This is a genomic window from Nocardia carnea (genome assembly GCF_029868855.1).
GTDB classification, from domain to species: domain Bacteria; phylum Actinomycetota; class Actinomycetes; order Mycobacteriales; family Mycobacteriaceae; genus Nocardia; species Nocardia carnea_A.
Genome location: NZ_JARWOV010000039.1, coordinates 21,091 through 37,850, shown reverse-complemented (window position 1 = coordinate 37,850; position 16,760 = coordinate 21,091). Strand labels below are relative to the sequence as shown.

The 16,760-nt window shown below is 67.2% G+C and carries 18 protein-coding genes; 11 read left to right on the top strand and 7 right to left on the bottom strand.

Annotated features, from left to right (window positions below; genetic code table 11):
- Window positions 1-49: 49 nt before the first annotated feature.
- Window positions 50-634, bottom strand: a complete 585-nt coding sequence (locus tag QH195_RS03195) for a TetR family transcriptional regulator (protein WP_280434263.1) — start codon at window positions 632-634, stop codon at window positions 50-52.
- An 87-nt stretch (window positions 635-721) separates the two neighbouring features.
- On the opposite strand from QH195_RS03195, the gene QH195_RS03190 reads away from it, so the two are divergent.
- Window positions 722-1,684, top strand: a complete 963-nt coding sequence (locus QH195_RS03190) for an aldo/keto reductase (RefSeq protein ID WP_280434262.1) — start codon at window positions 722-724, stop codon at window positions 1,682-1,684.
- A 264-nt stretch (window positions 1,685-1,948) separates the two neighbouring features.
- Here the strand turns inward: QH195_RS03190 and QH195_RS03185 are convergent, their stop codons facing one another.
- From QH195_RS03185 to QH195_RS03170, 4 genes are all read right to left on the bottom strand, one after another.
- Window positions 1,949-2,494 (bottom strand): carboxymuconolactone decarboxylase family protein, encoded by a 546-nt coding sequence (locus tag QH195_RS03185; RefSeq protein ID WP_280420479.1) that lies wholly within the window; start codon window positions 2,492-2,494, stop codon window positions 1,949-1,951.
- A gap of 90 nt (window positions 2,495-2,584) precedes the next feature.
- On the bottom strand, window positions 2,585-3,301 hold the full coding sequence (locus tag QH195_RS03180) for a polysaccharide deacetylase family protein (RefSeq protein ID WP_280434261.1): 717 nt from the start codon (window positions 3,299-3,301) through the stop codon (window positions 2,585-2,587).
- Between the two features lie 173 nt (window positions 3,302-3,474).
- A complete protein-coding gene (locus QH195_RS03175; RefSeq protein ID WP_280420477.1) occupies window positions 3,475-3,876 on the bottom strand; it encodes an ArsR/SmtB family transcription factor in 402 nt (133 codons plus the stop codon).
- Window positions 3,876-4,532: an SRPBCC family protein gene (locus tag QH195_RS03170; RefSeq protein ID WP_280434260.1), complete on the bottom strand. Its 657-nt coding sequence runs from the start codon at window positions 4,530-4,532 to the stop codon at window positions 3,876-3,878. Before QH195_RS03170 ends, QH195_RS03175 begins: the two co-directional genes overlap by 1 nt.
- 361 nt (window positions 4,533-4,893) lie before the next feature.
- Here QH195_RS03170 and QH195_RS03165 point away from each other — a divergent pair, with 361 nt between their 5' ends.
- Window positions 4,894-6,165 (top strand): helix-turn-helix domain-containing protein, encoded by a 1,272-nt coding sequence (locus QH195_RS03165; protein ID WP_280434259.1) that lies wholly within the window; start codon window positions 4,894-4,896, stop codon window positions 6,163-6,165.
- A 98-nt stretch (window positions 6,166-6,263) separates the two neighbouring features.
- On the opposite strand, the gene QH195_RS03160 is transcribed toward QH195_RS03165, so the two are convergent.
- Complete coding sequence (locus tag QH195_RS03160) at window positions 6,264-7,118, bottom strand: patatin-like phospholipase family protein (RefSeq protein WP_280420474.1); 855 nt, start codon at window positions 7,116-7,118, stop codon at window positions 6,264-6,266.
- Between the two features lie 171 nt (window positions 7,119-7,289).
- Between QH195_RS03160 and QH195_RS03155 the strand changes: the two genes are divergently transcribed.
- The 9 genes from QH195_RS03155 (at window position 7,290) to ramB (ending at window position 15,723) form a co-directional block, all read left to right on the top strand.
- Window positions 7,290-7,670: a VOC family protein gene (locus QH195_RS03155; protein WP_280434258.1), complete on the top strand. Its 381-nt coding sequence runs from the start codon at window positions 7,290-7,292 to the stop codon at window positions 7,668-7,670.
- A gap of 160 nt (window positions 7,671-7,830) precedes the next feature.
- Window positions 7,831-8,700: a nuclease-related domain-containing protein gene (locus tag QH195_RS03150; protein WP_280420472.1), complete on the top strand. Its 870-nt coding sequence runs from the start codon at window positions 7,831-7,833 to the stop codon at window positions 8,698-8,700.
- A 155-nt stretch (window positions 8,701-8,855) separates the two neighbouring features.
- Window positions 8,856-10,682, top strand: coding sequence for an acyl-CoA dehydrogenase (locus tag QH195_RS03145; protein WP_280420471.1), 1,827 nt, complete (start codon window positions 8,856-8,858; stop codon window positions 10,680-10,682).
- Between the two features lie 85 nt (window positions 10,683-10,767).
- Window positions 10,768-11,991 carry a multidrug effflux MFS transporter gene (locus QH195_RS03140; RefSeq protein WP_280434257.1) on the top strand — a complete coding sequence of 408 codons (1,224 nt, stop codon included), beginning with the start codon at window positions 10,768-10,770 and terminating at the stop codon, window positions 11,989-11,991.
- 141 nt (window positions 11,992-12,132) lie between these two features.
- The gene (locus tag QH195_RS03135) at window positions 12,133-13,341 is read left to right on the top strand and encodes an inorganic phosphate transporter (protein WP_280420469.1); all 1,209 of its coding nucleotides are present in this window, start codon (window positions 12,133-12,135) and stop codon (window positions 13,339-13,341) included.
- A gap of 1 nt (window position 13,342) precedes the next feature.
- The gene (locus tag QH195_RS03130) at window positions 13,343-13,624 is read left to right on the top strand and encodes a hypothetical protein (RefSeq protein ID WP_280434256.1); all 282 of its coding nucleotides are present in this window, start codon (window positions 13,343-13,345) and stop codon (window positions 13,622-13,624) included.
- Window positions 13,624-13,965, top strand: a complete 342-nt coding sequence (locus tag QH195_RS03125; protein WP_280420467.1) for a DUF3349 domain-containing protein — start codon at window positions 13,624-13,626, stop codon at window positions 13,963-13,965. Before QH195_RS03130 ends, QH195_RS03125 begins: the two co-directional genes overlap by 1 nt.
- 8 nt (window positions 13,966-13,973) lie before the next feature.
- Window positions 13,974-14,243: a DUF3349 domain-containing protein gene (locus tag QH195_RS03120; RefSeq protein WP_348536841.1), complete on the top strand. Its 270-nt coding sequence runs from the start codon at window positions 13,974-13,976 to the stop codon at window positions 14,241-14,243.
- A gap of 73 nt (window positions 14,244-14,316) precedes the next feature.
- Window positions 14,317-15,723 carry an acetate metabolism transcriptional regulator RamB gene (ramB, locus tag QH195_RS03115; RefSeq protein WP_280420466.1) on the top strand — a complete coding sequence of 469 codons (1,407 nt, stop codon included), beginning with the start codon at window positions 14,317-14,319 and terminating at the stop codon, window positions 15,721-15,723.
- Between the two features lie 40 nt (window positions 15,724-15,763).
- Here the strand turns inward: ramB and QH195_RS03110 are convergent, their stop codons facing one another.
- On the bottom strand, window positions 15,764-16,726 hold the full coding sequence (locus tag QH195_RS03110) for a hexose kinase (RefSeq protein ID WP_280434255.1): 963 nt from the start codon (window positions 16,724-16,726) through the stop codon (window positions 15,764-15,766).
- Window positions 16,727-16,760: the final 34 nt, after the last annotated feature.

The following is a 16,760-nucleotide window of genomic DNA, read 5'->3' as shown; positions in this document are numbered from 1 at the left end:
CCGCGCCGGGTCTTTTGTCATCCGGAGTGCCGCATTCCGCCGGGCTCGGCTATCCCCGTTCCGGGGCCCGTTGTGCGGCTGTGCGTGCCCCGTCCAGGAATATCGCCAGTACCGATGCGCTGGCCTGCTCTGCTCCGGCATCGCCGCGCAACACCAGGAGCAGGCCTTTCTCCAGTAATCCGGTGAACATTTCGAACAGCGTGTCCACGGTCAGGTCGGTGCGCAGGTCACCGGAATCGGCACCGCGGGCGATGAGATCGCGGACGGGTCGGCTCAGCTGTTGTTTCAGCTCGGAGTCCTTCTCCGGCAGGTGGGTCTCGGGCTGTAACAGGGCGCCGTACTTGCTGCCCGCGGTCAGGAAACCGCGGGTCAGGCGGGCGAGGGCGGTGGGCACCGGGACCGAGTCCAGTTCGGCATCTGCTATGCGGGAGATCAGGTCCCGCGCCGCCGCCTCGGTGAGCCCGCTCAGCAAGGCCTCTCGATTGGGGAAGTAGCGGTACAGGGTCGCGCGACCTATTCCGGCGGCCGCGGCGATATCGGCCATGCTCGCCGTACCCCGCACGGCCAGTACGTCGGCGGCCGCGGTGAGGATCGCGGCTTCGATGTGGTCGCGGAGGGCGGGACGGTCGGCCATGGATCGAGCATATAGCTCAGCCTCATTCGTTGACATGAATATCCCTCTGTGAGACATTGATGTCTCACAGAGGGATAGGAGAAGCTCATGACGAGAACGCGGAGGCTCGGATCTTCTGATATCGAGATCACGCCGATAGGTCTGGGATGTATGCAATTCGCGGGGCCGGGGCTGGTTGCGCAGTTCTACCCGGAGCTGGACGGGACAACGATCACAACGGTGGTGCGGGCCGCGCTCGACAGCGGAATCACCTGGTTCGATACCGCCGAGATGTACGGCGGCGGGCATTCCGAACGCGCGCTGACCACGGCGCTGCGCGCGACGGGAACCGGCCCCGAGGACGTCTCGATCGCCACCAAGTGGGCGCCACTGGGTCGTACCGCGGGAAATATCGGCCGTACCATCGACGACAGAATCGCTGCGCTGCAAGGCTTCCCGATCGCCCTCCATCAGATCCATCAGCCGTACGGCAGTCTCTCCTCGCTGACCCGGCAGGTGCACGCGATGGCGCGACTACAGCAGGAGGGCAAGATCGCGCATATCGGCGTGAGCAGTTTCTCCGCCCGGCAGATGGAACGCGCGGATGCCGTTCTGCGTGAATACGGCTCCCGGCTGGTATCGAACCAGGTACAGATCAGCCTGCTGCACCGCAAGATCGAGGACAACGGTGTACTGGAAACCGCCCGGCGGCTCGGCGTCACTTTGATCGCCTTCTCGCCGCTGAAATCCGGCCTGCTCACGGGCAAGTTCCACGATTCACCCGAACTGCTCGGCTCGGTGCGTCCTATTCGCAAGGTACTCGGCGGTTTCAATCGGCGAACGCTCACCCGGACCGCACCACTGATCGACGAACTGCGGAAACTGGCCGCCGCCTACGGCGTCACGCCGACACAGGTGGCACTGGCGTGGCTGATCCACTACTACGGGGACACGGTGGTCGCGATCCCGGGCGCCTCCAAACCACACCAGGCCGTGGAACTCGGTGAGGCAATGAGTTTGCGTCTCACCGACGCCGAACTGGCGCGACTGGGAGAAATCTCGGCCCACTGAATTGATCACTTCGAGAATCGGCGGCCCGATCGAGTTCGGTCCCGGCCACTAGGTTCTCGTGGCCGGGGAGCTCTCACCGGTTCGCGACCGGCAGAACTCGCGTGGACAGTGCAGCGCCCCGGCCGTTCGGCGTGTGCACCGGTCCCGACCTCGCTGTTCCCTGTTCGGCGGTGTACGTGGCCGCGGATCGGAGCGGTGTTGCCGTCCGTCCGCGCATGACCGGGCGAGCACAGCTGTGCCGGCAGCGACGGTGGGGGCAGCGGTTCAGAATTCGTCGCGGCGGATGCGCAGGGTGTGGATGGTGGCGGCGAGGCCCTCGTACTGGTTGACGAGGAGAACGATTTCGATCAAGCGTTTGTCGTCGTAGTAGGTGGCCAGGCGGTCCCAGGTGGGGTCATCGATATCGCGCGTCTGCACCAGCTGGTCGACGGCGGTCAGCAGGGCTCGGTGCTTATCGGTCCAGCCGTCGGCGCCCGCGCCCTGGCGGATCCGGTCCAGGATCTCCGGGGTGACTCCGGCGCGGCGGCCCAGGCGGATGTGGTGGTCGGTTTCGTAGGCGCAGTCGCGCAGGTGGGCGACGCGCAGGATCACCAGTTCGCTGTCGTGGCGACGCAACCGGCCGGCCGGCATCAGCATTCCGGAGAAATGCAGCCAGCCGCGGAACAGGCGGCCGGTGCGGCCGAGAGTACTGAACAGTTGCGCGTCCGAGGTGCCGGAAGCGCGGGACAGGACCTGCCAGGCGGTCCAGTTGATCGGTCCCAGCTCGCGCAGGCGGCCGGGGGCGATCCGGGGTTGCGACGCCGAAACCATCAATCTGCCCCTCTCGGGTGGAAGTCGTTACCTGCCGCGACCGGCGCTCGGCGGTACGCGGATGTCTGCGAACCTACCCGGCCGGCCGGATCAGGGCTTGCCGGAACCGGTGCCGTCGATCAACTCGGAGACCGTGACGAACCGGTAGCCGTCGGCTCGCAGCTTCTCGGCGATCGGGCCGATCGCCGCCCGGGACGCTGCACCGCTGCCGAACATGGTGTGCAGCAGGATTATCGACCCGGGCCGGACCTGTTCGACGGTCGCGGCCACGATCTCGCCGGCCGAACTGTTACCGGCTTCCGGTTCCACATCCCAGGTGACCGTGGTGCGGTCGTGGTCGGACAGATATTTCGGCAGTGTCCACAGTTTCTTACCGTATGGCGGGCGGAACGTGATGTCGCCCTGGTAGCCCGTCTTACGGATCTCGGCATCGGTGCGTTCCACCTCGTCGGCGACGGTTTCGGAGGAGACCAGCACCATGCGGCGGTGGTTGTGGGTGTGGTTGCCGATCTCGTGACCGGCTTCGGCGATCGCCCGGCCCAGTGCGGGGCGAGCGGCCAGATCACGGCCGTTGAGGTAGAAGGTCGCGGGTATATCGGCGGCGGCGAGCAGGTCGAGTACCTCGCCGGCGTGTTCGCCGGGGCCGTCGTCCAGGGTCAGTGCCACTACTTTCGCATCGGTTTCCACCCGGTCCACCAGCCGCCCGGCCAGCTGGTAAGTGCGTGAATTCATCAGGAAGTAGCCGCCCGCGAGCACCACCAGAACCGTCACCAGCCCGAGCGCCGCGCCGATCATCCACCGTCGCATCCGAGCTGTATACCAGGATCTTCAGCGGCTGCTCGAACGATGCCATCGGATCGGGCCGGGCAACCAGCCGGTACCGGCCACCGCGACACCGACGAGGGCGTGGCGTCTACGGGTGGAGCCGGTGCCGCCGGGTGCGCGTGTGTGCGGTTCGGTCGGGCCGGGGTCGGCGAAGGTCAGGCGGACCGGGTATCGCGATCTGCGCCACCGGATTCCGGGCGCTGCCGGCGACGTTCGCGTTTCCCGCGTGCGACCTCGGTGGCGAGCGCGTCGAGTGGCTGTGCGAACGATGCCATCGGATCGACCAGGGCGGCCAGCCAGTCCTGGGCCGCTGCGAGACCGTCCGGGTCCAGCGCGTAGATCCGCTGGGTTCCCGCCGGTCGCACCCGCAGCAGTCCGGCCTCGCGGAGCACTTTGAGATGCTGTGAGACAGCGGGCTGGGAGATCGGGGTGTGCGCCCGGACCCCGGCCACCAGCGCACCGGCCGGCTGTTCACCGGCCGCGACCAGTTGCAGGATGGTGCGCCGGACCGGGTCGGCGAGCGCCTCGAATACGGCCGCGGGAACAGGACTCGACATCAGGACTGTGTGTCTTCCTCCGGGACGGTGGTGTAGAAGGACAGTGTCGCCTCGGCGGCCGGCCGTGCGACGGCGGGGTCGTCACCGTCGGCTATCGCCGCTTCGGCCCACGCTGTGGCCGCGGCGCGTACGAACGTCAGGCCCTCCGGGGTGGTCGGGAACTCCAGGGCGGTTTCCTGGACGACGCCCGCACCGGTGTCCAGGTGCAGACCCAGGCCCATGAGACCCAGATCCCAGCCCACGCCCACCGCTCCGGGGCCGAATTGTGTCCACATATCCGGATCCACCGGCGCTTCGTGGAGCAATTCCAAGGTGGTTCCGCCGCCGGCCGGATCGAGGCGTACTTCCAGCCAGGAAACCGCCGGGCCCATTTCCCAGGTGACCGCGAACCGTTTCGGCGGTTCGCATTCCTCGACGACGCCATTGGCATTTCCCTCGAGCTGATACCTGCCGCCCACGGAGAGGTCTCCGCTGATCGGCAGGAACCAGCGCGGTATCCGGTCGATATCGGTGAGCGCATTCCACAGGTCGTCCGGGTCGGTGCCGTAGGTGCGCCGGGCGACGGCAATCCTGGTCGGCGCACCCCGGCGTTCGCCGGTGCGGACTTCCCGGGTCACCAGTCCGGCGACGGCGGCGGGATCGCTGAGCAAAGTCACGCTGTCCTCCTTTGATAAGTTTGAACTTATATTAGCCGAGCGCAGTCGGACGCGCTACCGGCACCTCGTCCGGGTGTCGGTCGAGGGCGTTGCGCCACGCAGTCACGTGCTGCGGCGGTGCCGGTCGGGCCGATACGGCCGGAAGCATCCGACGCCCACTCGCGCGCCCGAATATCTCCGTAATCCAGGGCGGCTCTACGGAAAAACGCACCCCTGTAGGAGTGGTCCGGAAAAACCGTATTTCTCATCGTCTCGATGCGGAAACCGATACCGCTGACCGGTGCACGGACGTGGTGATGGCCCTACTATCGGCCCAGGGCCGGAGAGTGCGTCCGGTCGCGGCGAAAGGCGCATCCCACTGATGACTGATCACGAATCCGGGATCGGGCGCAGGATTGCTTATTACCGTGCCCGAAAAGGTTTGTCGCAACGTGATTTCGCGCCGCTGATCAAACGTTCCGAAGCGTGGGTGTCACAGGTCGAGCGTGGAGTGCGGCCGGTCAAAGCGCTCGATGTGCTGGAGCGGATCGCCGGCGTGCTGGATATGCCGGTGGCGGAGCTGGCGCCGAGCGCGCCCACTGCCCGAGCGGAACCGATTGCAGCGCATACCCGTGCCCTGCGTCTGCTGCTGGTCACCGACCATGCGCTGCGGGCAGCCGTGACCGAGCCGGCGGAGCGGCCAGACCTCGACCGGCTCGCCGATCAGGTCGACGCCGTCTGGGCCTGTGCACGGCAGGGGCGTTACGACGAACTGCATACCCTCCTCGAAGCTCTGCTACCCCAACTCGAAACAGCCGCCACCACTGCGGATTCCGGTCTGGCCGACGATCTGCTGGCCGAGACCTGCCAGGTGTGGTCGGTCGCATTGGCCGAACTACAGCAGTTCGACGCCGCCTGGGCTGCCGCCGAACGCGCGATGCGGGTGGCGCATCGTCGCGCGGATCCGGTGCTGATGGCGGCCTGCGCATTCCGGCGCACCATTGTCTTCCAGCGCGGGCAGCGTCTCGACCTCGCCCGGCAGACGGCCGAGAGTGCGCGGGCCGCGCTGGAAGTACTGCTGGATCGACCGGCGGCGCAGGCGCTGGTCGTCTACGGTGCGCTTACCCTGCAGTGCGCGATCATCGCTTCCCGGGTGGACGACGCCGGACGAGCCCGCGAACTGCTGGACAGTGCCCGCAAGGCGGCGAGCGCAGTCGGGGCCGACCGGGAGGAGTACCGGATCGAGTTCGGCCCGACCGCAGTTGCCTTGCACGAGGTCGCCGCCGCCGTGGAACTCGGCGATGCGGGTACCGCGATCCGGCTGGCCGCCGAGATCGATACGGACCGCCTCCCGGATTTCCAGCATGCCCGGCTGCTGGTCGATACCGCTCGGGCCTGGGCGCAGCGACGCCGGCCGGACCGTGCGCTGGCCCTGCTGCTCGCCGCGGAGGCGCTCGCCCCGCAATATCTCGCCCGGCAGCGGTCGGTGCGGTCGACGACCGTGGACTTGCTCAGCATGGACCAGAGCACCCCGGGGCTGGGTGAGTTCGCGCGGCGGATCGGTGTCGATACGCCGCTCGTGCAGGTGCCGGCGCGCGGCGGGGAGACCTCACGCGGTGCGCTGCGGGCGGCTCGCGGTCCACGGACCCCCTGACGGCCGCACCGAGTTCGGTGCCGGCGACCGGCCCGCCGCGCCTGTCTCCCGTGACCCGTCGCGCCGGCGGCACCGGCCAGCGCGGTGGATTCGCGAGCTCAGGCGCCCGGCCAGAAGTCCTGGAGTTCCGCGGCTGCCGCGGCGGCCTGGCGCAGCCCGGACTCATAAGAGGGGACCAGTGCCGCCGCGCCGAAGAGATCGGGCCCGAAGGCGGCGACGGCGATCTCGTCCGGCGCGATCGTGACCTCACGGGCAGCGCGCAGGTCCCGATCGGCACGGGTCCGGGGGTAGAGGTGAGCAAGCGGTTCGAGGATCACCACCGCGTCGTAACCGACGGCCAGGTCGGCATTGATGGTGGAACGCACCCCGCCATCGATGTAGTGGCGCCCGGCGATCTCGATCGGCGGAAAGACCCCCGGCACGGCGGTGCTGGCCGCCAGCGCCTGTACCAGGGTGGCGGCATCGTCGCGGGTCCAGGCGGTGAGCGCGCCCGAACCGATATCGATCGAGGTGACCAGCAGGTCGTGGTCGGGCCAGTCGGCGAAATCCACCAGTGCGCCGATTCGCTGGATATGTTCGGCAGGATCGCCGGTATCCGCGCCCAGCGCCAGTTCGCCCACGCGCTGTAGGACGAGGTCGCGGTCCTGGTCCACGGCGCGCAACAGGGTAGTGATCTCGAGCAGAACGCCGTAGTCGTGCGCGGGGGCCGCGGCGGCAGGTTCTGCGGTTGCCGGGCGCGGGGTGAGCAGGGAGGAGAGATCTGTGCCGGCGGCGATGGCAGAGCCCACCACCGCACCGGCCGAGGTGCCGATGATGCGATCGGCCCGCGCCAAATCGATTCCCGCTGACCGTAATCCGTGGGTAAGGCCCGCCAGCCAGGTTATTCCGACGGGGCCACCGCCTCCCAAGACCAGGGCGATGGTGGTTTTTCGGTGCGATACGGCTTCGGGCATGGCAGCAGGTTAGCCAAGAGTCGAATGGATCGCTCGGTTCGGCGGCCGGTGGAAATTCGGCACGCCCGGCTGCTGAGTGTGTGAAGCAAATCACGGTGTACCGCGGCGGCGAGTGCGGTATCAATACTACGTACACCGTACGTAGTTACGCGACGAACTGCTGGAGGCCTCATGCGCACAACCGGAACCGCCATATCGCTCAACGTCGCCGACCCGGCCGCTTCGGCGGGCTTCGTCTCCGCGCATTTCGGTTTCACCGAGCAGATGTCGGCCGATGGATTCGTCTCCCTGACCCATCCCGACGCGGGTGTGAACCTGATCTACCTGCGCACCGGACTGTCCACGTTCAAACCCGCGCGAATCGCCGGGCCGGCGGGCGACGGTTTGCTCGTGGTGTTCGTGGTGTCCGATATCGACACCGAATACGCCCGTCTGCAGGCCGCGGGCGCGCCGATCGTCACACCGATCGAGACCGAGGAATGGGGCGAACGCTATTTCCAGACAACGGATCCGAACGGAATCGTCTACCAGTTGGTGCAGTGGGTCGACTGAACGCCGATCGGCCGGATATCCCGGAACATCTGCCACTGATTGCTGATTCACCCGAGCCGCAGCCCATATGAGTGGTACGAAAGGGATTGGCGGGTGAACATCGACAGCGGGGGTCAGTGATGGCACCGGGAGCAACGGCACGCAGCAGAGGTGGAACACGATGCTGGTGAAGGTCGACGATCGGGCGGAACTTTCCGCCGCCGAGCGGGAATTCGTGGAATGCCTGCGGCAACTGCCGTCGACCGGGCTGGCGATCGTCGACCTGAGAGTGGGGACCCAGCGCGGCACCCGGCAGATCGGGGCGGTGGTCTGGACTCCGCAGGGGATCCTCGTGGTGGAGGTGATCGGCTTCCGTAGTAAGCAGAGCGGCATGTTGTCCGTATCCACCGAACGCCCCTGGCGGGTGGGCGACATCGTCGCCGATCTGGATCTGGAGCTCGGGGCCGACCCGGTGCGCCGGGTGGAGAGCGCCCTGCGGGAAGTGCAGCTCACATTCGAACGCGCCTCCTACGACCCCGGCCACCTGTGCGGTGCGGTGGCGCTGGTGCCGCAGCGGGGCGCGGTGCTACGCCCGGCTCGCGAGACATTGCGACCGGGCCTCGATGTGGTGGTGGGTAATACCGTCGAGCCCACCGAGCTGCGGATCTTCCTGGAGAATTTCGCACCCGGTCCGCCGCGCTGGACGCTCGGTCGGGTCTGCGCGGCCACCCGGGCGCTCACCGGCTGGGCGCCGGACCGCGCCGAACTGATCGCCGCCGGGTTCGAGGACAAATTGCCGGAGCCGCCGAAGAAGCCGCGAGCGTGGCCGATGCGGCGGCGCCCGGATTCCCGGCGTGCCCACGACCTGATCGGCTGGGCCGTTCTGACGGTCGCGGTCTTCGGCATGCTCATCGTGCTGGCCGCGATCGCCGGTTCCCTGCTCGGCGACGGTCCTGCCGCCGAACCGGCGGCGCCGAGCAGTAGTGCCGAACCTACCGTGCCGCCCTCGACCGGTCCGGCGGAGTGCTGGCCGCTGCAGGTGGATTGCTGAACGGGCCGAAAGGTCGGCTCCGGGTCGCTCCCTGGTGATGAGGCTACGGTTGCGTAGCCGCCGACCGGTCCGGCAGGCTGCGGTTTGTACGATGTCCAAAAGCCTGTAACCGTGCGGTCCGTCCGACCGCCAGGAATCGACCAGGAGGACGACCGGTGGGCCACTACCAGGCGAATCTGCGCGATATCGAATTCAACCTGTTCGAAGTGTTCGAACTCGGCAAACTCCTCGATGCCGGCGCCTACGGCGATCTGGATACCGATACCGCCCGCGAGATCCTGGCCGAAGTGAAACGGCTGGCCGAGGGCCCGGTCGCGGAATCCTTCGCCGTCGCCGATCGGGAGCCGGTGGAGTTCCGGCCGGAAACCCATTCCGTCGCCGTCGGTGAACCGCTGACCAAGACGATCCTGGCCATCCGCGAAGCCGGCTGGAACCGGCTGGGTAAACCCGAGGAAATGGGTGGGATGCCCGCACCCGCCGCATTGATCTGGGCGGTCAGCGAGATGATCACCTGCGCCAATCCCGCCGCGATCTTCTTCGATATGGGCGCCGTCATGGCCCAAGTGCTGTACGGGATCGGCAACGAACAGCAGAAGCATTGGGCGGCGGCGGGTTTCGAGCGGCACTGGCAGGGCACGATGGTGCTCACCGAGCCGGATGCGGGTTCCGATGTCGGCGCGGGCCGGGCCAAAGCGGTCGAACAACCCGACGGCACCTGGCATATCGAGGGCGTGAAACGGTTCATCTCCGGTGCCGACGTGGGCGATACCGCGGAGAACGTCTTCCATCTCGTACTGGCCCGGCCCGTCGGCGCCGGACCGGGTACCAAGGGCCTGTCGCTCTTCTATGTGCCGAAGTATCTGTTCGATCCGCAAACCCTGGAACTGGGCGAGCGCAACGGTGTGTACGTCACCAATGTCGAACACAAGATGGGCCTGAAATCCTCGCCGACCTGCGAGCTCACCTTCGGTGGTGAGAAGCCCGCCGTCGGCTGGCTGGTCGGTGACACCCACAACGGGATCGCCCAGATGTTCAAGGTGATCGAGAACGCGCGGATGATGGTGGGCGTCAAATCGAGTGGCACCCTCTCGACGGGGTACCTGAACGCACTCGAGTACGCCAAACAGCGTGTCCAGGGTGCGGATCTGACGCAGATGTCGGATAAGGCCGCGCCGCGGGTCACCATCACCCACCATCCGGATGTGCGGCGCAGCCTGGCGACCCAGAAAGCGTACGCGGAAGGTCTGCGTGCGGTGTACCTCTACACCGCCGTGCACCAGAATGCCGATGTCGCGGAACTGGTTTCGGGTATCGATGCCGAGACCGCGCACCGGGTGGACGATTTCCTGCTGCCGATCGTGAAGGGTGTGGGTTCCGAACGGGCATACCAGTACCTCACCGAATCGCTGCAGACCCTGGGCGGTTCCGGGTATCTGCAGGATTACCCGATCGAGCAGTACATCCGGGACGCCAAGATCGACTCGCTGTACGAGGGCACCACCGCCATCCAGGCGCAGGACTTCTTCTTCCGCAAGATCATCCGCGACAACGGGGTCGCGGCGGGGCATATCTTCACCAAGATCAACGAGTTCTTGGACGCGCCCGGCGGGCGGCTGACCGTCGAGCGCGAGCTGTTGCGCACCGCACTGGGCGATGTGCAGGGTATGGCCGCGGCGCTGAGCGGGTACGCGATGGCGGCCCAGACGGACCGGGCGGAGCTCTACAAGGTGGGTCTGGGCTCGGTGCGCTTCCTCCTCGCGGTGGGTGATCTGCTGATCGGCTGGCTGCTGCTGTGGCAGGCGGAGGTGGCTGCGGGAGCGCTGGCCGGTGCCGCCGAGGACCGCGACCGGCCGTTCTATACGGGCAAGGTCGGGGTGGCGAGCTTCTTCGCGAAGAATGTGCTGCCCACGCTGACCTCGACCAGGACAGTGATCGAGACCCTCGATACCGACATCATGACCCTGCCGGAGGATGCTTTCTGACCTCCGGTGCAGGTCCCGGCCGGCGCATCGGCCCGACAGGTAACTTATGTTTCCATAAGTAAGTATCTGGAGGAGGTGCGCCGATATGCCGATCACGACCCGGCCCGGAGTTTCCGGCCTGCTGCTGGTGGTGCTGGCGCTGCTGTCGGCCGCGGCGCCGTTCGCCGTCGACATGTACCTGCCGGCCTTCACCGATCTGGCCGCCGACCTGGGCGCCAGCGCTGCCAGCGTGCAGCTGACATTGACCACGTTCCTGATCGGGCTGGCCGTCGGGCAGCTGTTCATCGGACCGCTGTCGGATCGGTACGGCCGGCGTAAGCCGTTGATCGTGGCAACGGCGATCACCGTCGTGGTGACGGTGGTCTGCGCGCTGGCGCCCACCATCTGGCTGCTGATCGCGATGCGGTTCGTTCAGGGCCTGTCGGCCTCCGCGGGCCTGGTGATCGGCCGCGCGGTCGGCGCCGACCGAACCGAGGGCGCGGCGACCGCGAAACTGTTCACCCTGTTCTCGGCCATCGGTGGTATCGCGCCCGTGCTGGCGCCGCTGCTCGGCGGGGCACTGGTGTCCTTCGGCTGGCAGGCCGAGTTCTGGGCCCTGAGTGCGATCTTCGCGCTGATGTTCCTGGGCGCCCTGCTGGTGGTACCGGAATCGCTGCCACCGGAGAACCGGCAGACCGCCGGGTTCGCCGGGACATTGCGGACGATCGGCCGCCTCACTGCCGATCGCGGCTACCTCGGCTATATCTTCGCGTTCGCGTTCGGGTTCGCCGCACTGATGTCCTATATCTCGGCTTCACCGTTCGTGGTCGAGAACGTGCTCGGAATGTCGAACCGGGCATACACCCTGATCTTCGCGATCAACGCGGCCGGAATGGTGGCCGTCGGCACGGTGAGCTCCCGGCTGGTCGGCAGGTTCGGTCCGGAGCCGATTCTGCGAACCGGGCAGGCGGTGACCCTGGTCGGTGGGCTCGCGTTGCTGGCGCTGCTGGCCGCAGGTGCTCCCGCCGTGGCGGTATTGCCGGTGCTCTTCCTGACCGTGATCTCCGCGCCGATGGTCATGGGTACCGCCAGCGCGCTGGCGATCGGCCGCGCCCGGTATGCCGCCGGTAGTGCCTCCGCGCTGATGGGTGCGCTCCAGTTCGGCCTCGGCGCGCTGGTCTCGCCCATCGTCGGGCTCGGTGGTCCGGGCACCGGCATCCCGATGGCGGTCTCGATCGTGGTAGCGGTCGTCCTGGGTGTGCTGGCCCGGCTGGTGGCGCGTACTGCGGGCCCGGTTCCCGAACCCGAACCGCACCTCGTCGCCGCCTGACCCCAGGCGTGCGCTTCCCGCCGGTGGGATGTCGTCCCGGTCGGCCGGTTCGCAGGATGTACCAGTCGATATCCGAACACTTCGGCAACGGCGCCGTACCGGTTTCCGGTGCGCCGCCGACCGGCGTGCACAATGCCAGGTGTGACAGTAGAGCTGCTGATCCTGCTTGTCGTCATTGTCACCGCGCTGGCTTTCGACTTCACCAACGGATTCCACGACACCGCCAATGCGATGGCGACATCCATTGCCACCGGGGCGCTGCGTCCCAAGGTCGCCGTGGCGTTGTCCGCGGTACTCAATCTGGTGGGTGCCTTCCTGTCGGTGGCCGTGGCCGCGACGGTGGCCGAGGGGATCGTCCGGCTCGACGCGGTTTCCGGGCACGAGCTGCTCATCATCGTGTACGCCGGTTTGGTGGGCGGGATCCTGTGGAATCTGCTCACCTGGCTGTTCGGCCTGCCCTCCAGCTCGTCGCATGCGTTGTTCGGCGGGTTGATCGGCGCCACCCTGGCCTCGCTGGGCTGGAGTGGGGTGGTCTGGGCCGGCGCGGGCGGCGGCGTGCTCTACAAGATCATCTTGCCTGCCCTGCTCTCGCCGGTCATCGCGGGAATGGTGTCGGCCCTCGGGACCTGGTCGGTGTACCGGATCACCCGCAGTGCCGAGCACGGCAAGGTGACCACCGGATTCCGCTGGGGACAGATCGGCTCGGCGTCACTGGTATCGCTGGCCCACGGCACCAACGACGCCCAGAAAACCATGGGTGTGATCTTCCTGGCGCTGGTCGCGCACGGCTCGGTCACCGCTGATACGGAAATGCCGATCTGGGTGATGGCGGCCTGCGCGATCGCCATTGCCGCCGGTACCTATCTCGGTGGCTGGCGGATCATCCGCACTCTGGGCAAGGGCCTGGTCGAGATCGAATCACCGCAGGGTTTCTCGGCCGAATCGGCGTCGGCGGCGATCATCCTGACCTCGGCGCATTTCGGGCTGCCGTTGTCGACCACCCAGACGACCACCGGCGCCATCCTGGGCACCGGAGTGGGCCGCGGCGCGGAGGTGCGCTGGGGCGTGATGGGCCGGATGGCGGTGGCGTGGCTGCTCACCTTGCCGGCCGCCGGGATCGTGGGCGCGGTGTGCTGGGCACTGGCGCACTACATCGGCGGGCTCGCGGGGGTCCTGGTCGTATTCGCGCTGCTGGTGGGGCTGGCCGGCCTGATGTATCGACGCTCCCTGCGCGACCGCGTCTCCAGTCACAACGTCAACGATCCGGCACCTCCGCCGGCGCCCCCGCCGGGTGAGGCGCCGTCCGGATCACGGGCCGCGTTCCGGACTCCTGCCGGAGAGGAGGCGTGAGATGTCCACTCTGCTGACCCAACTGCGGGCATTGTTCGACGTCACGCTGGCAGCACTCCTCCTGGGCGCCGCCGTGCCCATGCTGTTCGCCCTGGGGGTGCGCTGGTGGTCGGTCGCCGAGGTGTCCGGCCCGGACGGAACCGTCCGCCGTAATCCGGTCGCAATGGCCGGCGCGTGTATCTGCCTGCTCGTCGTGCTGACGGTGGTTGTCGCCGGGGTGCTGTTCGTCGCCAAGGGCTTCCTCTCCGACCGGCTCGGAATCCATCTTTTCGGGGAGTCCTGATGGCCACGGACGAGGTGCAGCCGCCGCGGCAGGGCCTGCTGTCGCGAATCGTGGGGTGGTTGCGGGCCGGATACCCGCAGGGCGTGCCGCGGACCGACTATGTCGCCCTGTTCGCGGTGCTGCATCGCGACCTCACCGAATACGAGGTGATGCTGGTGGCCGAGGAGGTGCTGCGTGACCGGATGGAACGTCAGGAAATCACCCACGCCGAAATCGAGGCGGCCGTGAAACGGGTGGCCAAGGAGCAGGCCGGTCACGAGGATATCGCGCGGGTGGCCTCGCATCTGGCCGCCGGCGGGTGGCCGCTGGCCGCGCCGGAGCCGGGGGAACAGCAGCAATGATGCCCCGGATGCTGCACGCCGTGATCGATTGGTTGCGGCGCGGGTATCCCGACGGGGTGCCGGAGGCGGATTACATTCCGCTGGTCGCGCTGCTGCGGCGGCGGCTCACCGACGAAGAGGTCGAGCAGATCGCAGCCGAGGTGTTGAATTCTCCTGCCCATCGGCTGGACCGTATCGACATCCGGGTGATGATCACCAAGGTCACCGACGAGATGCCGTCCGATACCGATGTGCAACGCGTCCTGTCCCGCCTGGATCCGCCCGGCTGGCCGGAATGAAACCCGGCGGCCCGGGCTCGCGAAGTTGCTAACCCTGCTATCGCAGCTTGCGAACATCTTTTAAGCTGGACATATGGCCAAGACCTACGTCGGCGCCCGGCTCCGGCAACTGCGCACCGAACGCGGGCTGAGTCAGGTGGCGCTGGCCCAGCAGTTGGAGATATCGGCGAGCTATCTGAACCAGATCGAGCACGATGTCCGTCCCCTCACCGTGCCGGTACTGCTGCGGATCAGCGAGGTGTTCGGTGTCGAGGCGACCTTCTTCTCCCCGCAGGACGACACTCGGCTCATCGCCGAACTGCAGGAAGTCGTGATGGACCAGGAACTGGGCATCGAGGCCGACGCCCGGGAGATCGCCGAAATGGTCTCCGCCCATCCGAGCATGGCGCGCGCCCTGGTCAATATGCACAACCGCTACCGCAATACCAGTGCCCAGCTCGCCGCGGCCACCGAGGACCGGTTCGCCGACGGCTCGGGCAGCGCCACGATCAGCAAACCGCACGAGGAAGTGCGCGACTACTTCTATCAGCGGCAGAACTATATTCATCAACTCGATACCGCGGCCGAGGAACTGGCCAACCGGATCCGCTTCCACGGCGGTGACCCGCACAGCGAGATTCCCAAGGTACTGCGCAGCCACGGCGTGCGGATCATGGAACGGATCGACCTCGGCGAGGGTGTCCTGCACCGATACGATACGGAAAACCAGGTGCTCGAGATCGCTCCGCACCTATCGGGCGGGCAGCGGCTGTTCAAACTCGCCGCCGAACTGTCCTATTTCGAATGCGGCCCGCTGCTGGAGAAACTCGTGGACGAAGGGAACTTCTCCGGCCCTGATGCGCGCCGGCTGGCGCTGCTGGGCCTGGCGAACTACTTCGCGGCCGCGACAGTGCTGCCCTACACCTACTTTCACGAGGTCGCCGAGGGTTTCCGCTACGACATCGAACGGCTCTCGGCGTTCTTCACCCAGAGTTACGAGACGATCTGCCACCGGCTGTCCACCCTGCAGCGGCCGGAACTACGCGGTGTGCCGTTCTCGTTCGTCCGGGTGGACCGCGCCGGCAATATGTCCAAACGGCAGTCCGCCACCGGTTTTCACTTCTCCTCCAGCGGCGGCACCTGCCCCCTGTGGAATGTGTACGAAGCTTTCACCTTCCCCGGCAAGATCATGACCCAGATCGCCCAGATGCCCGACGGCCGCAAATACCTGTGGGTGGCCCGCACCGTAGAACGCCGGGCGACCCGCTACGGGCAGCCGAGCAAGACATTCGCCATCGGATTGGGCTGCGAAATCCGCCACGCCGCCCGCGTGGTGTACGCGGACGGAATCGATATGCGCGAGGTCAATGCCACTCCGATCGGCGCGGGTTGCCGGGTATGCGACCGCGCCAATTGCCCACAACGCGCCTTTCCGCCCCTGGGTAAAACCCTCGATATCAGCGAACATCGCAGCTCGGTATCGCCCTACGTCCTGAAATAGGTCGGTACTCCGGCGGACCGAACCCGGCACCGGCGGACCCTCAGTCCCGGTCGGGTTCCGAATCCGGCGCTTCCAATTCCGACACCACGACAGTGGGGGCGAGGTGGCCGCGTAGGCGACGGTCGATCTCGCCGGCCACCGGAATGACCACGGAGGCCGCCGAAGTGGCGACCGCGTCCACCAGAATCTCCGGCCATTCGGGCGGGTTCGTATTCGCCAGTGCCGCGATCACTGCCGCCGCTACGGTATCGCCTGCGCCCGTAGGGTTTCCGATGAGCGGTTCGGGTAGATGCGCATCCCACGCGCCGTTCGCGGTCACTGCCACCATGCCCAGCGAACCGCGGGTGATGATCACCGCCCCGACCCCGCGATCCACCAGCGGCCGGGCCGTAGCGACCAGCGCCGCGGGTGTCTCGGCACCGGATTTCGTCAGCTCTTCGAACTCTGCGAGCCCCGGCAGCAACACCACCCCGGGCACCCGCGCCGCCATCCGCAACGCCGCCCCGTCCAGATCACATACCGTGGGTACACGAGCTTCCAGCGCCGCGTGGGCGATCCGGGCGGGCAGGCCCGGATCGATACCTTCGGGCAGTGATCCGGCGATCACCAGACCGGAGATATGCGGCAGCATGCCGGAAACCCGCACCTCGAGCTGTTCGGAAGCATGCGGATTGGCGACCCGGGCGCCCGGTTCGCGCAGCGCTGTCGCGGTACCGGTATCGGATTCGCTGATCACGACGGTGCGCCGCACCCACGGCAGCGCGTGCACGAAATCCACCGGCATCTCTGCCTCGGCCGCGGCGGCGAACGCATGATCCGCGAACCCGGTCGCCCGGGCATAGCGACCCAGCTGATTCAGCACCCGCGTCACGTTGATGCCCTTACCGCCGAGACGCTGTTCCACCGACCGGACCCGATGCGTCCGGCCGCACGTGAAATTCTCGACCCGGTAGGTCACATCGTATGCGGGATTCATTGTCACGGTGAGGATCACGAGAACCACTGTCCACGAGAGTCGGCGCGCCGCAAATCCGGGC